The sequence below is a fragment of the Enterobacter cloacae complex sp. P14RS genome, assembly GCF_014895895.1.
Taxonomy (GTDB): domain Bacteria; phylum Pseudomonadota; class Gammaproteobacteria; order Enterobacterales; family Enterobacteriaceae; genus Enterobacter; species Enterobacter bugandensis.
Genome location: NZ_JADBQM010000024.1, coordinates 102,160 through 117,930, shown reverse-complemented (window position 1 = coordinate 117,930; position 15,771 = coordinate 102,160). Strand labels below are relative to the sequence as shown.

The 15,771-nt window shown below is 53.3% G+C and carries 12 protein-coding genes and 1 pseudogene; 1 reads left to right on the top strand and 12 read right to left on the bottom strand.

Features of this window, described 5'->3' with window-relative positions:
• The 8 genes and pseudogenes from IM295_RS19690 to IM295_RS19655 form a co-directional block, all read right to left on the bottom strand.
• Nucleotides 1–3,916 (bottom strand): DUF6531 domain-containing protein (locus IM295_RS19690; RefSeq protein WP_193067218.1); only part of this gene is annotated, 3,916 nt, incomplete at its 3' end.
• Nucleotides 3,917–3,919: 3 nt separating this feature from the next.
• Complete coding sequence (locus tag IM295_RS19685; protein WP_193067217.1) at nt 3,920–4,360, bottom strand: DcrB-related protein; 441 nt, start codon at nt 4,358–4,360, stop codon at nt 3,920–3,922.
• 73 nt (nt 4,361–4,433) lie between these two features.
• On the bottom strand, nt 4,434–5,510 hold the full coding sequence (locus tag IM295_RS19680) for a hypothetical protein (RefSeq protein ID WP_193067216.1): 1,077 nt from the start codon (nt 5,508–5,510) through the stop codon (nt 4,434–4,436).
• Between the two features lie 3 nt (nt 5,511–5,513).
• Nucleotides 5,514–6,068 carry a hypothetical protein gene (locus IM295_RS19675; RefSeq protein WP_232948375.1) on the bottom strand — a complete coding sequence of 185 codons (555 nt, stop codon included), beginning with the start codon at nt 6,066–6,068 and terminating at the stop codon, nt 5,514–5,516.
• A 75-nt stretch (nt 6,069–6,143) separates the two neighbouring features.
• Nucleotides 6,144–6,656 carry a hypothetical protein gene (locus tag IM295_RS19670; RefSeq protein ID WP_226859521.1) on the bottom strand — a complete coding sequence of 171 codons (513 nt, stop codon included), beginning with the start codon at nt 6,654–6,656 and terminating at the stop codon, nt 6,144–6,146.
• Entirely contained in the window at nt 6,637–9,177 is a 2,541-nt protein-coding gene (locus IM295_RS19665) for a type VI secretion system Vgr family protein (RefSeq protein WP_193067214.1), read from the bottom strand. The genes IM295_RS19670 and IM295_RS19665 overlap by 20 nt, the downstream gene beginning before the upstream one ends.
• Nucleotides 9,178–9,334: 157 nt before the next feature.
• Nucleotides 9,335–10,402, bottom strand: a pseudogene (tri1, locus tag IM295_RS19660) (ADP-ribosylarginine hydrolase Tri1).
• Between the two features lie 25 nt (nt 10,403–10,427).
• On the bottom strand, nt 10,428–10,778 hold the full coding sequence (locus IM295_RS19655; protein WP_059358123.1) for an immunity protein Tsi6 family protein: 351 nt from the start codon (nt 10,776–10,778) through the stop codon (nt 10,428–10,430).
• On the opposite strand from IM295_RS19655, the gene IM295_RS19650 reads away from it, so the two are divergent.
• On the top strand, nt 10,777–11,025 hold the full coding sequence (locus IM295_RS19650; RefSeq protein WP_193067213.1) for a hypothetical protein: 249 nt from the start codon (nt 10,777–10,779) through the stop codon (nt 11,023–11,025). The two genes, IM295_RS19655 and IM295_RS19650, sit on opposite strands and share 2 nt — an antisense overlap.
• Nucleotides 11,026–11,126: 101 nt before the next feature.
• Here IM295_RS19650 and IM295_RS19645 read toward each other — a convergent pair whose 3' ends face one another.
• Genes IM295_RS19645 through IM295_RS19630 form a run of 4 tightly spaced genes read right to left on the bottom strand, consistent with a single transcriptional unit; the run spans nt 11,127 to nt 15,718 of the window.
• Nucleotides 11,127–12,200 carry a hypothetical protein gene (locus IM295_RS19645; RefSeq protein WP_047366826.1) on the bottom strand — a complete coding sequence of 358 codons (1,074 nt, stop codon included), beginning with the start codon at nt 12,198–12,200 and terminating at the stop codon, nt 11,127–11,129.
• A 22-nt stretch (nt 12,201–12,222) separates the two neighbouring features.
• Nucleotides 12,223–12,657, bottom strand: coding sequence for a hypothetical protein (locus IM295_RS19640; RefSeq protein ID WP_028013479.1), 435 nt, complete (start codon nt 12,655–12,657; stop codon nt 12,223–12,225).
• A 24-nt stretch (nt 12,658–12,681) separates the two neighbouring features.
• Complete coding sequence (locus IM295_RS19635; protein ID WP_193067212.1) at nt 12,682–13,737, bottom strand: PAAR domain-containing protein; 1,056 nt, start codon at nt 13,735–13,737, stop codon at nt 12,682–12,684.
• A gap of 22 nt (nt 13,738–13,759) precedes the next feature.
• Entirely contained in the window at nt 13,760–15,718 is a 1,959-nt protein-coding gene (locus tag IM295_RS19630) for a type VI secretion system Vgr family protein (protein WP_193067211.1), read from the bottom strand.
• Between the last annotated feature and the right edge of the window lie 53 nt (nt 15,719–15,771).

Below are 15,771 nucleotides of genomic sequence, written 5' to 3'. Positions count from 1 at the left end.
GCCCTATCGGGTCCTGCTGCGTAAACCGTCCGCAGTCCGGGTCGTAATACCGGAACAGATTGTAGTGCAGCCCTGTCTCACGGTCCAGGTATTGCCCCTGCATACGCAGGTTCTGAGAATATCCTGATACCTGCGTCTCGCTTTCCCGCAGCAGCTTGCCCCAGGCGCTGTTCACACCTTCCCAGCGCACCTGCCCTTCGATATCCGTCATCCGCTCCGGCGTGCCGTTGGGCTGGCAGTGGAACCAGAAGATCTCCGGCGCTTCCACACCATCAATACGCGCCAATGGATCGTAGCTGTTCTGATCGCTGTAGACGTAGGTGAGCGGCACATCCCCGTGAACTTCCTGCAGCAGGCGGAACCCTTCCCAGACAAATCGGGTGGTGACCGGCTTACCGGTTGGCAGGCCGCCCAGCATCTGGCGTCGCGTTTTGCTGATGCGCCGACCGAGCGGATCGTAGCGGAAGCTGACCTGCGTCTGCGGCCTGTTGCGATCCCGCGGCTGGCTGATGACCTCCGTCAGGCGATGTTCGCCATCGTAGCGGTAGTGCCAGCGGGTCTGGCCGTTATCCTTCTCCACGGTGCGGCCGTGGATGTCATAACGCCAGCGAATGCCGTTCAGCTGCGTCAGGCGGTTGTGCGTGACCTTTTCAGCAGAGCCTTCCAGCGGGTTACCGGATGCATCCCAGCGCCACTGCTCCTGGCCGGGTAGCGTACCGTCCTGAACCAGCAGCCGCCCGGCGCTGTCGTACTGCCAGCGGTACCAGCTGAACGGGTTATCGTCCCGCTCTTCGCGAACCAGGTTATTGCGGTAGTCGTAATCCCAGCGGCGGGACCAGCGGCGCGGCGACGGGCGCTGGGCATTGCCGGTAAAGACGTCCCGGCGATGCAGTCGGCCAAGACGATCGTATTCGCTGCGGGTGGTCAGCAGCCCCTGCGTGCGGCTGGTTTCACGGTGAAGCTCGTCGCGGGTAAAGTCGGAGACCGAGAGCTTATCGAGGGCAATGCTGAGCAGATGCCCGCTGCCGTAGTAGAACTGTTTCAGCTCGCGGCCATCGGGCAGCGTGACGGAAGTGCGGTTGCCCAGCGCATCATATCCCCACGCAAGCTCACCATGCTCGCCCGCTTCGCGCGTCACGCGGCCGAGCGCGTCATACTCAAAGGCGAGCTCTTGCTCCGCCTCGGTGCTCCAGGCATCGGCTGAAAGCGCCGGATGCAGCCCAATGCGGCTTAACAGCCCGGACGGCGTGTAGTGGTAGCGGGTCTGCCCTTCTGGCGTGGTGCGGGCGACCAGCTGGCCGCTCGCGCTCCAGGCGAAAGCGTGAGTGATAGCTTCCGGATGACCGGCGGCAAAGGTGCGCGCAATCGTGCGTCCGCAGGCGTCATAGCGATACTGCGAGGCCACGCCATCAAGCCCTACCTCTTCCAGCAGCAGCGAGTCAGCGCCCCAGCGGAACTGGTACGCTTCGCCGTTCTCGTTTTCCAGGGCAATCAGACGCCCGCGGCTGTCCCAGCGGCGACGGACCTCTTCACCCTGCGTATTACGGGTGGCGGTTAAGCGCCCCGCCGCATCGTATCTGAACTCACTCTCTTTCCCGTCGGCGCCCGCATGCTTCACCGGCAGGCCACGTTCGTTCCATGTGAGCGATTCCGTCCAGCCTTCCGGGCGATCGAGCTGCACCGGGCGCCCTGCGGCGTCGTAGCGGTAGCGCGTCTCTTCACCGTCGGCGCCTGTCTCAGCCACCAGCCAGCCCAGCGGATGATAGCGATAGCGGGTAACACGCCCGGAACAGTCCGTCGAACGGACAACCTGTCCGGCCTCGTTGTACTCCTGATAGCGGCTGTTGCCTGCGGCATCGACCTCTTCCACAACCTGGCCAAACTCGTCCCGGCGCAGCTTCGTGGTCTGCCCCAGCGGATCCACCACGCGCTTCAGCCCGTGGTGTTCGTCGTACCAGAAGCGGGTGGCGCTGCCGTCGGCTTCGATAATGGCCGAGGGAAGCGCGCGGTGCTCCAGCCAGGTGGTGGTGCGGGTATTGCCGTCGGCGTCGGTCTCCTGAACCCGGTTGCCCATCTCGTCGTAAACGAAGGTGACGGCGTTGCCGAGCGGATCGATGCGACGCGTCAGAAGCTCGTTATCGTCCCACTCGTAGCGCCAGTTTTCACCGCGCTCGTCGACGTAGCGCACAATCAGATTCTGTGCGTTCCAGTAGTGGCGTCGCGTCTGGCCGTCGTAGTGCTCGACGGTCGTCAGCCCCGCGTCTAAATCGTAGCTAAAGCGGCAGCCATCGCCGGTGCTGGTGCGGTTTTCCACCACGCGCCAGTGATCGAATTGTTTCCAGCGGTATTCGCTCTCCAGCCCCCCCGGCAAGCGGTGCCAGACCATCAGGCCGTGGTCGTTGTAACGGTATTCACGCGTCACCACGCCGGAGGCATCCGTCGCGCTCGCCAGCTGGCCGCGCGCATCGTAGCCCCACTGCATCAGCGGCCAAGTTTGGTTGCCGTCGAAATGGCTGGCTGCGGTAACCCGCTGCGGGAAACGTTCATCCTCATAGCGCAGGGTGACGTCGATAGCCCGCGGCTCGTCGTGAAGACCAACCAGCCTGCCGTGCTCGTCCCACGCCGTCAGCAGCGCGTTGCCGTATTCGTCGCTGAGGGAGGCCAGACGCAGGATAGAAGGATTCGCGCGGGTCGGTTTGTACAGACGCCACACCGCGCCGTCGTCGTCGGCAATCGCCACGTCGCCGTTCTCATTGCGGCGGATAATGATGCCTTCGCTGATGCTGTAAAACGCGCGGTCGACCGGCGGCAGTTCAAAGCTCAGCTCGCGACCGGTTTCATCGAACCAGGTCGCATTGTTATCTTCCAGCGAGAGATAGCTGTCAAAGGTCGTTGCCCAGCCCAGGCCGAACAGCCCTTCGCGGGTGGTCAGGCTGTTATAGCTGCGCTGCCAGCGCAGCGGGAAGCGCCCCGGCAGCGAGAAATCGAGCTCGTCGTCGTCATTCAGCACCTTCACGCCGGTGGCGGCGTGAACCGGGTGCGAGGAGCCGAACACGGCGTTGACCGCCATATCCGCCAGCATCCCGCCGCCAGCCGCCGCCAGCGCGCAGGGCATGTTTTTCAGGATCTTGCCCGGACGCCCGCGCAGCAGGGAGAGCGCAATCATCCCCAGCGCCAGGCCCGGCGTTTTACCGCTTTTGATATCGCGGACCGTAAGCGTGTCCCCGCCGATGATCACGTTAGGAGAGACATCGTCGGAAACGGTGCCTTCGCAGGTGGTGCGATCTTTCGCGCGCACCGCAGGCTGGCCGTTGATGAAGACGCTTTTGGAGCCTTCCGCCAGATACTGCGGCCCGGAGTGTTTTTCACACGCCACCTTGTCTTCTTCCAGCGGCGAGGTTCCCGCAGCGGCGGAGGCCACACTCGGCTGCCACATTTCGCTGCCAAACTGTCCGGCGGCGGAAAGCAGCATGCCCGCGTAATCGGCAAAGCTGCCCGGCGACTGCGGCTCAGGGGGCGGGGTATCGGCGGGCGTGAGCGTGCCTGCCGCGCGCGCGGCAGGGATTGCGTTGGTCAGAACGTTGTTCGAACCGGTGGTGATTTTGCCCGCAGGCGACGGCGGGAAAAGCGCATTACCTAACCCTTCCGCGGCGTTACTGATATCGTCTGTGATACCCGCCACGTTCGCCAGCACGCCGCCAATGATGCCGCTTAACAGACAACTGGATCCAATTGCTGCCACGCCTGCAGCTGCTGCCCCCGCACCCAGCAATGGCGCCGCTACGGTTGCTGCTGCGCCTACCGCCGCACCGATCACCGCATAGGCGGCACCTTCCGCCACAATGCTGGTGATGTCAGCAAAAATGCTGGAGTGAATAATCTCGTCGCCCTTACGGGCCGCGTTGTTATCGCTCATGCCTTACACATTCCGGTTGTCGTTTAGCGTCAGACTCTGCTTAAGCGCGCTCCAGCGCACCTCGTCCTCTTCAGTGAATGCTCTGAGTGCCGAGAGGGTAAAAATCATCATTACGGGTTTGCCCGGCGTCTTCACGGCCAGCTGTTTTTGCCACAGACGCTGCCCGTTGCGGTCAAAGGTGGTCTCAACTTCCAGCCCGTTAATTTTTCCATCAGGCCCGGCTTTTACGCTCCGGAATTCGCTCTGGGCGATCTCACCCATCTGAGGACGCAGCACATCCCACTGGCGGTGAAACTCTTGTTCGTAGTCGCTGCCATCGGGAATCACGCCGCGGCTGACCACCACGGACAGCCCGCTTTCGTCATCGCGAATGATGTTAATGCTGTTATCCTGCCAGGCAGCAGGAAAAAGGGAAAATGAACCTTCCTGGAGGGTGTATTTCATAAGTGAACTCGGGATGATTAATATTGAGAGAAACAAAAGAGGCCAATCCATGCTGACCTTTTGGCTGGCTGTTTTATTTAAGCCACTGACCTGACTGTTCGACTAAAACATGACTGCCTTTGCTGACAACCAATTTCACAGGTGCATACGTCACGGTATAAGCGATCTCGCCATTCTTGTACGTTGAGCCGATTATTTTACCTGCGGAGTCGTGTAACGTTTTACCCCTTAAGGAGATCGTACTGTTATCGCTTTTGCGCACGCCGAGATAAACCATCTCGTCACATTTGCTCTCAAAATGGCCGCATTTGTTTATCAGCGAAATAGCAAATTTATCGGTGTCCAGTTTTCTGGTTTCCGCGTTTTGAACCGAAGCGGCTTTACGTAACGTATATCGCAGCGGAGCATAGTAATTTCCTTTTTGAGGAGGAGTAACTAAACGCCATTCCATTTCACGCCCCTTTATTTCCAGAACAGCCCGTCCACCTACGCCGCCAAACGATGAGTTGAACTCAACGTTGGCACGATTGCCAGCGATCGTACCGCTAAGATTTTGCTCATCATCTTCCGGGCAATCTATGCGGTTTCCTCTCTGGGAGATATAGCAATAAGAGCCGATGATCCGGTTGTCTGATTCAGCTAATCGCAGGGTTAACGTCGAGTCGTTCTTGAATTCGCCAGCCCACTCCCCTTCAAATACGAGTTTTGATTGGCCGAACGTTGCAAAATGCATCGCATTAAATCTGGCGGCCCACTGCTGAATATCGGCATGAATAACCGGGCTATTGTCAGATGACTGGTAATGAATAACGTCCGACGTCGGAACCCCCCAGGCTGCAAAGATTTTGCCGTCAGGATTGATGACCAGCGCGGATGCATTCTCCTGATAGAGATCTTTTAACCAGCCTTCAACAAACAACCCACCACCTGTGGTGGTATGCGGTTCACCGAAGACATCAAAGTTATCAATAAAGGTCTGGTAATGATTTCCCAGCGTTTTCCTGAGATTGTCAGTCACTTCGCTGTCGTTAACGATGTGACTGACCGTATCGAGCTTGTTGTATTGAGATAATTCAAGCGCCGTTGTGGTTTCAACGACGCCTGTCAATAACGCCGTGAACAAAACGACTGCCAGATACTTTTTGGTCATAAATCACTCTGAAGTACCATTTTCGTAATTCATTGTTATTTTTACAACCTTACTATCTTTAAGCTCAAAAGAGAGCAATTTCTTACCCAATTCATAGGAAACCCACTGCTCCCCGGAATCATTTTCGACCTGACCACTGCCGTAAGCTTTATTAAGTTCATTTATTGTTGAACCAATATGGATCCCGCGAACTGTTTTGCCATCCGGAGCAGTTAACGTAATCTGCGCCACAATATAATCGTCAACACTTCGCTCGGTTTTATCCCACCAGAGATTGGAACTGAATATTTTTAACCCAGTCTTCTGATGCTGGTAGAATTTATAGTTCGTTCCGTCAAAAGGAACTTCACCGAAAAAACTACCTTCCACAGAAACTGCAATTTTACGCGCAACCTCAGGAGTCCATGTCTCACCCAGTGCCACAATCTGGTCGTTTAACTGCAGAGAAAAATCATCTTTAGCCAGAATGAGCGGCATAGTCTGAGCCATTACTTCATAACTGCTCAGAAAGGTAGACATGAGGGTAAAAAAAAGAGAGACAGAAAGGCGTTTTTTCACGTTAATCGTCATTTGCTGGATAAATATTATGCTACTCACTACTTTAAAAAGCAGTGAGTAATGAAATAAACATTTTTAGTCAGCGCTAATAGCGACCCCACCCAAGCAGTCAGGTTTTTTTACCATGAAACTGAAGCTTATTTTTTGCCCATTCATATCCTTTAGCGCTGTATAACTGGTCACTTCGTTCTCCGAACGGCCTCGTGGATAATCAGTTAACGTCAGTTGCGGATAATGTTTTTTAACAGTGTCGAGAGTGATGCACTGGCCGGACGGTGAAAAATTCAGTAACGGTGCCATCCCGTCACTTTCTTTACTTAAACGTAAATCAATTGCAGTAATGTTCGTTCCATCCGCCAGTTTGATATCGTCGGCATTGTAGAAATTGATATATTCATTTTGTTTCGTTAGCTTGAATGACAACGGAGCGTTATCCAGACTGTTAACGGACAATGTTTTGAGTGATGCGCTCATTTCTTCAATGAACTGCCAAAGATCCTGTTTCTGCATGTTACCTCCTGCCATTCCCGTCGTTAATAAAGCCGCAAGCACCGCACCCGTTTTTAGACTATGGATAATTTTTATCATACCAACCGCCATAATAATCTTCGTAATATTGCCCTGTGGTAGACGTTTGTTCGCCTTTGCCAAAGATACGGCCTATCTGCGTACGCGCTTCACTTTCCTTTATAGCCCCACGTTCGAGAGAATCATAGATACGATTATATTGTGTCTGATTTGCCGGATTGCCTGCAATACCTATATCCCCACCCTTGTTGGCTATGATTTCGCGTTGGACCCGGATATTGTTCAAGGTTGCAGCGCCTTCATCACTGAGTGTGCTGTTGAGATAGGCGTCGCGCGAAGAAAAATCAATGTTGGGTTCATATAAAGCGTGACCACTTTCATGTGACAGAGACTGAACGACTGCATTCGGGTTACCGAGCTCATTTTTATCAACGGTAATAACGCGCTTTTGACGATTGGCAAACGTCCCCTTGCCTGCTTCACCTTCTTCAAATGTCCAGCCTCGTTTCTTTAACGTCGCTATGTCATTTTTCATCGTCGGTGATTTATCGACAAGACTATCTACATCCTTTCCATATCCGCTTGAAGGAACATTGGATGCTGGAGGCGTAGCGTTTTTAGAGGTTTCGGCTGGTGCGCTGGCAGCCACACCAGCCTTACTCTCCTTTCCCGGCGTAAATTTCGCCTGCACCGCCGCATCAATATCCCCTTTATGCCCAGAACCCGGCGCCGTTGTGCCCGGCTTGGTGCCAGAAGTATTCAGATGCAGCTTACCGCCCGTGGTGATATAACCATCCCCTTCCACGAAGAAGTTAAACTCTTTGCCGATCAGGTTAATCTTGCCGTTAGCGTTCAGCTCAATAGCGCTCTCACCTGAGACCAGCCGCAGCTTCGTCCCGGATGCAATAACATACTGCTCGACCGCCGCATCCAGCTTGCCTTTCCCCGTCAGGATCTCGGTTCCACCTTTCACCGCTTGAGTCTGGTTTGCTTCCACACGATGCAGCTCATTTTTCTTCACGTAATGGCTGCGCGCCCCGCCGACGCTGTGCGTTTCATCATTTTTAACGCTGGTATCCATATTGCGCTCGGCCTGGATCCATACCTGTTCTGCGCCCGCTTTATCCTCAAAGCGCAGGGCGTTGGCGTTGTCCACGGAGCCCCCTTTCGTGCGGCTCATAAAGCCCATCTGCGTCGCTGCGGCCGGAAGCGCCCACGGCGGCATGCTCGCGTCGTTATACACGCGGCCGGTAATAATCGGACGGTCCGGGTCGCCGTTGATAAAGTCCACCACCACCTCGTCGCCGACGCGCGGGATCTGCACCCCGCCGTAGCCCTGGCCTGCCCACGCGCTCGACACGCGAACCCAGCAGGAGCTGGTGTCATCGCCCTTCGCCAGCCGGTCCCAGTGGAACTTCACCTTCACCCGGCCATATTTATCCGTCCAGATACTCTCCCCCTTCGGCCCCACCACCTTCGCCGTCTGCGGGCCGTAGGTGCGCGGCCAAGCCGTGCTCTGCGCCGGACGGTAAACCACCGCCGACGGAATGACCGTGAAATCGGTACGGTGTATGGTCTCCCCCTCGCCGCTGGCGTAGCGGTTCTCCTCGAAGTGGTAGCCCGCTGCCGTCACCAGATACTCCCCGTTGTCGCTGAAGAACGGCGCGTTGGTTAACGTGAAGGTGTGCCCTGGCGCTATCCCCGCCGCCGTGGCGGTGGCCTGAATCTGCTGGTGCTCCACCTGCCAGCGCTCCTGACGGATACGGGCATAGAACTCCCCGTGACCTTTGTCCACAAAGCGCCCCGGCCAGTCGTACACGTCGATGCTGCCCGGCTTCGGCGACGCCGGGTTCTGCTGGGCCTGGAACAGCCACGCGTTCGGCTTGCGGAAGTCATAGTCGTCGAGGCTGTAAATCCCCGGCGTCACGCTGTCCTCCAGCGCCCACTGGCTGATGCCCTCTTCGTCCGTACTGCCGCCGGACGGCGTCTGGTGGTAAGGAATGACATCATAGCCACTGAACGGCTGATGCTGCGTGGCGGCGTCAGTCAGCACCAGGGTGTGCTTGTCCGCCTCATGGCGGAAGTGATACGCAATTCCCTCCAGCTCCATCAGGCGGCTGATGAAATCCAGGCTCGACTCCTGATACTGCACGCAGTAGTCCCATACCCGGTAGCTGCCGGTGAGCTTATCCTCAACGTTGACCTGATGCTCGCCCAGAAGGGTTTTCACAATCTGCGGCACCGTCTGGCCCTGGAAGATACGCAGGTTACGGTCGCGCTTCATCGGCCACAGGTCCGGCTCCACCGTCAGCTGGTACACCGCATAGCGGGTGCCCGTCAGCTCAACGGCGCTGACCGCCACGCGGGTAATTTTTCCGTTAATATAGCGGGACGTCAGCAGATTCTGCGTCGGGATGGTCACCGTGACCGGCTGGCCCAGCAGCTTACTGCGGTCAATGCGCGCGTCCGTGCCGAGTACGGTCAGCGTCAGCGCGAACGACTCGGACATCGCCTCGCGGCCTGAGAGTTTCCAGAAAAGCAACCCCTCCACCGGGAGCTGAACGGTAATTCGGTTGAGCATAATCATTATTCCACTATGGACTAATCTCAGTGCCAGAAGTTAACTCATTTCAATACGCAAAGCGTAAACGCTGCTGGTTTGATAATGAGTAGCTGTAAGATTGACTTCTCATGCCACAAAAAAACCACTTTTCCTGAATTTTCATCGAGATAAACAGTTACAAGAAAGTGTCTTCAGGGGCTCTATCGAACAATTCACCAGCCATTTTGGCGATACGTTCATGTTGTACGAGTTTGTTTTTCCAAGCCTGCGGAATACCGGAATAACCATATAATGCTCCCGCTAATTGTCCTGCCGTCGCCGCAACGCTGTCAGCGTCATCGGCAAGATTGGCGGCCAGCAGAATTGCATCCCGGAAGTTGTCAGTATTCCATACGGACCACATCGCGGCCTCAAGCGTATCGATAACATAACCACTTGAACGAATCTGATCGCGAGTTTTTTGCTTATACTCACCCGCATTTATGATCATTACGCGCGCGCACAGTGGGAAAACATGAGGGGAAAAAGCTTCTTCTTTTTGATAACCGTTAATTAAATAGTGCAATACCAATCCGAGAAATTGGCATGCGTTAATTGACTCTACCGCGCCATGCGTTGCTCGACTCTGAGCCTGGGATTCGAAGTAAATCGCACGCAGCGATTTTCGACGAAAGATAGACACCGGTGCTTGACGAATAACCCCAGCATTACCAGCAGTGTGTTTCTCTGTATTACCATACCAGGAAGGTCCGACACGCTTATACTGTTCAAGTGCGAATCGCGTCGTATTCCCGATATCGAAGCACCGACCATTACTACTATTCTCTCCGTCAAGATACCATTTCAGGAGTTATTTCCTAAGCACATCGGTGTGCATTCTGTTTTCTGAAAGATAAGTCTCTGCCAGACATAATGCCATGGACGTATCATCTGTCCATTCACCAGGTTTTAATTGAAAAGGTCCCTCACCAATCATATCCGCTACATGTTCACTGTCTCTGCGTTTAAATTCAAGAGTAGTGCCAACTGCATCTCCAACAGCCAAACCCACTAACGCCCCAAGTGCTTTATCGCGTGAAACATCTTCATTTGTGATTAAAGGTTATATTTCATCCCATACATGAGAGGAATTTGAATCATCAATGCTGCTTCTTATTACCTTACGAACATTAACTGGCATGTAGTTACGATAACGATCGGCATAATGATTAATTACTGAGTCTTCGCTGTAAAGATTTATCATCCCGCACCCTTTAATTAAACGTTCTTTACCACTTGCGATATCGTTTTTGCCTTTTCAAATACTCAACGTCTTGCTCATGAGGGAGAATAAACTTCAATCCTTTTCCCATTTGCGAAGCTATATAATTAACATTGGACAAATGCTGAGCAAGTTCTGCATCGGTTGTATCAAACTCTTTTGATGCAAGCACTCCAAGATTTAATTTGTGCAATTTACTTTTATCTTTCTCAGACCCCGTTAGAATAGACTTAATATAGTCCAACTGATTCTTCGCCATAACATATAAAGAAAATGTAGGATTTTCTTCTAATCGATGATTAATTGCATCAATAGCATCATTGATATAATCCAGCGCGGTGTAATTTTCTTTACTCATGAGTCACCTCAAATACTGCCCTGGCGGTGGCCTGAACCTGTGGATGCTCCACTTCTACCTGTTACACAGCATAGTGCGTGCCCGTTCTCTCAACGGCACCGTTCGCCACGTGGATAATCTTGCCGTTAACATAGCGGGATGCCAGTTTTCAGAACAGAATATCCACTCCCGCGAGCTGAACGATAATTCAGCTGAGCATGATTTTTTATTCCACGATGATCTGATCTCAATGCCTGAAGTTAACTAATCCTCAGAACGAGGGCGGTTATGATATTATTTCTGTGAAACAAAAAATAAAACCACATTTCTATGGTTTTATTTAGATGGCCATGAATTAACTTTGTCAGCTCATCGTTTTTCTATGCGAAACGTAGAAAGAATGATTTCCATGCATCGTTTATTGGCTTCGTAATAATAATCCTGATGATTACGATGAGGCCCAACCACCTCAACGTAACACCACAAATCATTCATTTTAAAGATACGCATATCGTAATAAGCCCTGATATTCTCCGCAGCGCTGACTACCTCTCCCGTACAGCTATAAAGATCGCCTGTAAACGAGGGATTGATATCATTTGGGATGCTGGCAATGTCCGATGTCGTAAGAGAGACCGCACTATCGTGGCGGTTAAAGCGCGCAGTTGCTTCATCGAAAATAGCCTGCGCAGCGGGATAATCAGCCTGACGGAAAAGACAGAAATTAATCACTCCATGGTTGACGTTACCTATTGTGTGTTCAATTACCAGACGATTATCATCCAGCGTATTCACCAGCCATGAATCCGGAATTTTAAATCCACTGTCATTTTTGTTGCTAAGGCTGACTGTTTTCAACAGTTCTGAAAGCATCAAATTGCTGCGATGCAGTAAATCCCAGTTGATAGCAATCAGGAAAATAGTATCGGCAATCGTGTTGTAATCTTTCGACGCACAAGCCGTTTTCAAAAGGAAGTAATTTCCCCCACCATTTACAGGATTATAATCCTTCTGCACCGTATATCGTGAAACGACCTCATCACCCGATGGCATCGTTTTAATGGACAGGATATCCGCAAACTTCCCGCTTCCTGAAGGATGCGTAATTATTCTTTGGCTCAGTACTTTCTCACCCATTAAATCGAGCTTATTTATAAGCCAGTCTGACGCATTCATCTCCCACTGACAGTGTTCATATGCAGCCCAGACTTCAATATAGGGGCCGGTGTCATCGGCGATGTATCGTCCGATATTCGTCAGCCCAACCTCCTGAAATGTGATCGGCTTTAACTCTGCTGGCTTAACATTCTGGGGTAACAATAGCCAGTAATGAAGCATCTCTTTTTCTGCAGAGGTATAGAGACATTTCCAGAAGTTTTCCCGAATCTCTTTTTCCTGATCCTTCATCTCAAGAGGGAAAAAATATTGTTTTTCAGCAACCATAATGCAACCTCACTCGTCGCGCTTACTTAAGCCATAAACCCGAAAACATAAGGAAGCTTCCGAGGGTAATTAAGCTTTTAGCAAAGATAAGTAAGCCAGGCGCCACGGCACGTGTCATAGACGATAATTTTTCATAATTTTCCGCGTTGTATCTTTTGTGCCCCCCCATAATCCCGGAAAATAACGTGCAGAGCAGCACTACTGTGATCTTTAATCCCCAAACACACAAGAAAGACATGGATAAGATGATCGAATAATGCTTGGCCGTTGCGACGGAAAATAATGACATTGACTGAGCAAGCCATTTCAACGTAAAGCCAATGACGACCGTAGCCACTAACACTAGAACGAACATTAACCCCGCAAGGAGCCACTGCTTTTTGTTAAATAAATCTTTTCCATTCCAGATAAGCGCTAGCGTCCAAATCATAAAGACTATAAAGAAAAACCAATGCATCACAACGTTCCCCATTTACACATTTTAATCTCCTATCAGGACTGTAACACAGCCAGTCTTAATCACACCATCGCCACTGCCCGCCGCTGGGGACGGCTTACTTTCATCATCGTCATAAATCCAGTCAAGGATCGGTTTGAGAGCAAATTTGATACTGGCATCCCCTCCCAGACCGAGCGCCGCTGCAAGCTCACCGGACACCTTAAGGTTAAATGAATAATCAGTGCTATCAATCCAGGTTCCCACGCCTGCAGAAGCGCCAGCGCTCCCTGCACTCCCTGAAAGTTTGCCATCGGCAACGACTACGCCATAAAAATCGGCTTTAGCCGTCGCCTCTCCTTTGACCGCCGCGGCTTCTGCGCCAAGTTCAACATTAAAACCATAACGCCCTTTATTTCCGTCATATAGTTCACTGACGGCCTTCGCTTCAGCGGTTGCCATGTATACATCCCCACCGACGCCGCCGTACTGTTGCCCTTCTTTTCCAATGCTTCCCGAGGCGCCATATTGTATTGCGGTGGCGTTTGCATTGAGATTAATCGCCCCGTAATCAGCTCGATCGGTCACTAACGTGCCGCTGGCAGTCGCCACCCCTACTTTAGTACGTACCTCGCCTTTATATTTATCCTGACTTTTTGTATTCCCGACCGTGATATCGGCAAGTGCGAATCCGGCTGAAGCCGTATCGGGTTTTCCAAAGCCGGATTTATCTTCAAGGCTTGCATAGGCGCCAAGCACACGGGCGTCGTAAACATCACCATGTATAGCACCATCTTTACCCGCATCCTTCGCCGCCGTTCCGCCCCAGTATTGCGGAGGTGCGGGTTGAGTGGATGCGACCGCAGGGGTCGCTGAGGTATTGCAACCCGTCTTGTCACCTTCCCTGGCGAGAGGCAAACCATTCACAAATACCGTTGTTGAACCACTGAGAATACTTCCCTGACCATGTTGGGAGCATGAAAGCGGGTCGCCTTTTCGTGCTGCCGGAAATCCGCCAATAATTACGTTGGGACTTCCGCTTTGAATTGGGCCAGTATGTGCGCTGGAATCGATGCGCGCTCTGGCGGCTGGTTTTCCCATAATAGCGTTCTCTGTACGCAGATTAACTGTTAACTTTTACAATCGCGCCCTTAATATCGGTAAGGTTAGTTCCCGTTATACTCACCGTATCATTTGCTTTGAGCTCGGTATTGATCCCATCACCTAGTCTTGTAAGCTCATCACCTTTGAAGATGGCTTGTTCCACAGCCTCTGCTTTGAGGTTGCCTTGGCCTACGTGAATCTCAATGGTATCCGGGGCGATCAGAATATAGTTGTCTTTAACTTTGAGTTTAATCGTGGTCACAGATTCCAGCAGCGCGTTACCTTCTTTATCCATGGTCAAGACGGTTTGATCTTTCCCAACGTTTATAACGTGCTTGTTACCAATATTATGCGTTTCATTATTACCTACATCTGATTTCAGGTTCCGCTTAATCGTAATATTCTCATCCTGTCCGATGGTTTTTCTACGATCGACACCGACATCATGAGTTTCAGAATTTTCAATATCCGTATCCATATTTTTTTCTGCATGGATCCAGATCTGCTCGTGCCCGGCTTTATCTTCAAAACGGAGAATATTGGCATTGTCTTTATGGCCATCTTTGCTGCGGCTATAAAAGCCCATCTGCGTCGCCGCAGCCGGCAGCGCCCACGGTGGCATGCTCGCGTCGTTATACACGCGGCCGGTAATAATCGGACGGTCCGGGTCGCCGTTGATAAAGTCCACCACCACCTCGTCGCCGACGCGCGGGATCTGCACCCCGCCGTAGCCCTGGCCCGCCCACGCGCTCGACACGCGCACCCAGCAGGAGCTGGTGTCATCGCCCTTCGCCAGCCGGTCCCAGTGGAACTTCACCTTCACCCGGCCATATTTATCCGTCCAGATACTCTCCCCCTTCGGCCCCACCACCTTCGCGGTCTGCGGGCCGTAGGTGCGTGGCCACGTCGTGCTCTGCGCCGGACGGTAAACCACCGCCGACGGAATGACCGTGAAATCGGTACGGTGTATGGTCTCCCCCTCGCCGCTGGCGTAGCGGTTCTCCTCGAAGTGGTAGCCCGCCGCCGTCACCAGATACTCCCCGTTGTCGCTGAAGAACGGCGCGTTGGTTAACGTGAAGGTGTGCCCTGGCGCTATCCCCGCCGCCGTGGCGGTGGCCTGAATCTGCTGATGCTCCACCTGCCAGCGCTCCTGACGGATACGGGCATAGAACTCCCCGTGACCTTTGTCCACAAAGCGCCCCGGCCAGTCGTACACGTCAATGCTGCCCGGCTTCGGCGACGCCGGGTTCTGCTGGGCCTGGAACAGCCACGCGTTCGGCTTGCGGAAGTCATAGTCGTCGAGGCTGTAAATCCCCGGCGTCACGCTGTCCTCCAGCGCCCACTGGCTGATACCCTCTTCATCCGTGCTGCCGCCGGACGGCGTCTGGTGGTAAGGAATGACCTCATAGCCGCTGAACGGCTGATGCTGCGTGGCGGCGTCAGTCAGCACCAGGGTGTGCTTGTCCGCCTCATGGCTGAAGTGATACGCAATCCCCTCCAGCTCCATCAGGCGGCTGATAAAGTCCAGGCTCGACTCCTGATACTGCACGCAGTAGTCCCAGACCCGGTAGCTGCCGGTGAGTTTATCCTCAACGTTGACCTGATGCTCGCCCAGCAGGGTTTTGACAATCTGCGGCACCGTCTGGCCCTGGAAAATACGCAGGTTACGATCGCGCTTCATCGGCCACAGGTCCGGCTCCACCGTCAGCTGGTACACCGCATAGCGCGTGCCCGTCAGCTCAACGGCGCTCACCGCCACGCGGGTAATCTTGCCGTTAATATAGCGGGAGGTCAGCAGGCTCTGCGTCGGGATGGTCACCGTGACCGGCTGGCCCAGCAGCTTACTGCGGTCAATGCGCGCGTCCGTGCCGAGTACGGTCAGCGTCAGCGCAAACGACTCGGACATCGCCTCGCGGCCTGAGAGTTTCCAGAACAGAAGCCCCTCCACCGGGAGCTGAACGGTAATTCGGTTGAGCATAATCTTTATTCCATTTAGCTTATGCGATGCAAAAAAGCGGGTCGCATCTCTGA

Coding starts and splice junctions, on each gene's coding strand:
- IM295_RS19685 (WP_193067217.1), bottom strand. CDS start 4,360: ATGAAATACACCCTCCAGGAAGGTTCATTTTCCCTTTTTCCTGCTGCC.
- IM295_RS19680 (WP_193067216.1), bottom strand. CDS start 5,510: ATGACCAAAAAGTATCTGGCAGTCGTTTTGTTCACGGCGTTATTGACA.
- IM295_RS19670 (WP_226859521.1), bottom strand. CDS start 6,656: ATGATAAAAATTATCCATAGTCTAAAAACGGGTGCGGTGCTTGCGGCT.
- IM295_RS19665 (WP_193067214.1), bottom strand. CDS start 9,177: ATGCTCAACCGAATTACCGTTCAGCTCCCGGTGGAGGGGTTGCTTTTC.
- IM295_RS19650 (WP_193067213.1), top strand. CDS start 10,777: ATGAGTCACCTCAAATACTGCCCTGGCGGTGGCCTGAACCTGTGGATG.
- IM295_RS19655 (WP_059358123.1), bottom strand. CDS start 10,778: ATGAGTAAAGAAAATTACACCGCGCTGGATTATATCAATGATGCTATT.
- IM295_RS19645 (WP_047366826.1), bottom strand. CDS start 12,200: ATGGTTGCTGAAAAACAATATTTTTTCCCTCTTGAGATGAAGGATCAG.
- IM295_RS19640 (WP_028013479.1), bottom strand. CDS start 12,657: ATGCATTGGTTTTTCTTTATAGTCTTTATGATTTGGACGCTAGCGCTT.
- IM295_RS19635 (WP_193067212.1), bottom strand. CDS start 13,737: ATGGGAAAACCAGCCGCCAGAGCGCGCATCGATTCCAGCGCACATACT.
- IM295_RS19630 (WP_193067211.1), bottom strand. CDS start 15,718: ATGCTCAACCGAATTACCGTTCAGCTCCCGGTGGAGGGGCTTCTGTTC.